Genomic DNA, 2170 nt, shown 5'->3' on the forward strand with positions numbered 1-2170 from the left:
CGGTACCGACGTCCTGTTCTCGAAGGCACTGGCGGACAGCCAGGGCTCAATGCTGGCCGCGCTCACGCGCTGGTACACGCCGGCCGAAGCGCTGGCCATGGCGACGTCGGCGAACGCGGAGTTGCTGAGCCTGTCGGGCCCGCGCAACCCCTATCCCGGCAAGCTCGGCGTGGTCGAGGAAGGCGCGCTCGCCGATCTCCTTCTGGTCGACGGCAATCCGCTCGACAACATCAAGCTCGTCGAAGATCCCGCGAAGAATTTCGTCGTGATCATGAAGGGTGGCAAGGTCTACAAGAACAGTCTTGCGCACTGATGCGCGCATGTGCAGGTGTGACCCCGCGACATTGGAGCGCTTCTAGTCCCGATGATCGGGAACCGACTTCTTTCGCAGCGAACTGGTTGCGGTCTCCTGCACCGCGGGAGACCGCGCCGGGCTTGTCACAATCTCGGGCCTGTCATCGGCGGCGTGACTTCTAAGTGTCTCCAGGACCAGAAAGAATTTCTCGGCTAGCATGAGGCAAGCTCGCTGACGCGTTCATCTCGGTTTCGAGAACGGCAAGATTCGCTTGTCAATTCGATCACTTGCCGCGCTCCGCAGCAATCTAATCCGTGACATCACGCCGGATTGTGACAGCGCCTGCTGAATTTTTGCATTCGGCGCGTCATGTGGACGATGACGCGCCATGACGTAACGTGACTGTTTCTCGCGGGCCATAGCGGCTATATGCTGTCGCCCTGTCATCAAACTGTCATGTCACCGTAAATGCTGAAGTCAGACGCAACAGCGGCTCGCAGGACTCCGGGCGCGCCGGATGGGAATCCTGTCCCGAAGGACAACAAGAGAGCGCCATACGTCGCCGGCTTCCTCAGGCAAGGTGAACCGACCGAGCCCGGCGCGGAACCTGCGATCGAGGGTGGCGTGACTGATCATATGCCAGCGCAAGACACGACGCCTGCGCCGGAGCCAGCTCAGTCGAACGCTGGCACGCGCCCTCCGGGAGAAATCGAGCTCAAGCTTCTCGTCGATGCCGGCAGCATGGCGCATTTCAACGCCGCGCCGGTCATCGTGGCCAACGCGCGCAACAAGGGTTCGCGAAAACATCTCAAATCCATTTATTACGACACGGCCGAGCGTGCGCTCCGGCGCAGCGGCTTGAGCCTGCGCGTACGCCGGAGCGGCGCGCGCTTCGTGCAGACGGTGAAGACCGACGCCGCGGACGATCCGCTGCGCCGTGGCGAATGGGAGGCGAGCGTTCCGTCGCTGGCGCCGGATGTCGCCCTGGCGATGCCTTTCATTCCGGAGAAGCTTCGCGCCCACCTCGAAGCACAGCCGCTTGAAGCCGTCTTCACCGCCGACGTCCATCGGCATGCGCGGATCGTCGATCTGCCGTCCGGGACGGTCGAGATCGCCTTCGACCAGGGCGTGCTGACGGCCGGCGACCGGTCGATCCCCGTGAGCGAGATCGAGCTGGAGCTCAAGAGTGGCAGCGCGAGCACGATCTACGAGGTCGCGCTGCGGCTTGCGGAGCAGGGGCCGGTGAAGCCGTCCATCCGTGCCAAGTCGGCGCGCGGCTTCGACCTTGCCGCGGGCGCGCCGCCCTCGGCACGCAGGCCTCGCAAGCTTCGCCTCGATCCGTCGGTCACGCTCGACGAAGCCTTCGCGACGATTCTGCGCTCCTGCTTCCTTCATCTGCTTCAGTCGTTGCCGGCGGCCGAGGACGGGCGCAATCCGGAAGGCGTGCATCAGCTGCGCGTCTCGCTGCGCCGGCTGCGATCGGCGCTGGACCTGATGCGATCGGTCGGCGCACTCAGCAATCTCGACGCGCTGCGGTCGGAGGCAAGATGGCTGGCGCAGGACCTGTCCGCCGCGCGTGACTGGGACGTGTTCCAGCTCGAGACCCTGCCGACGATCGCGAAAGCCTGTGCTTCGGTTGCCGGCTTCGATGCCTTGGGCCGGGCTGCGGCCAAGTGCCAGTCGGACGCCTATCGCAAGGCGCATCAGGCGCTCGACGATCGCCGCTGCGCGGTTTTCCTGATCGGCCTCGGTCAATGGATCGAGACGCGGGGCTGGCGCAACGACGTTGCCGCCGAAGACCTCGGTCAGCTCGCCGAGCCCGCCGTCAACTTCGCGCAGCGCATCCTGTCGGAGCAATATGCCAAGGTGCTCAAG

2 protein-coding genes are annotated in these 2170 nt (G+C 64.7%); both read left to right on the top strand.

All coding sequences use genetic code 11. From position 1 onward, the window contains the following. Window positions 1-313, top strand: a 313-nt coding sequence (locus tag AC1D00_RS37905) for an amidohydrolase family protein (RefSeq protein ID WP_477014194.1), incomplete at its 5' end; no start/stop codon positions are given. 450 nt (window positions 314-763) lie between these two features. Continuing rightward, window positions 764-2170, top strand: a 1407-nt coding sequence (locus AC1D00_RS37910; RefSeq protein ID WP_477014195.1) for a CYTH and CHAD domain-containing protein, incomplete at its 3' end; no start/stop codon positions are given.

It is taken from the genome of Bradyrhizobium sp. P2_E8 (assembly GCF_056403875.1).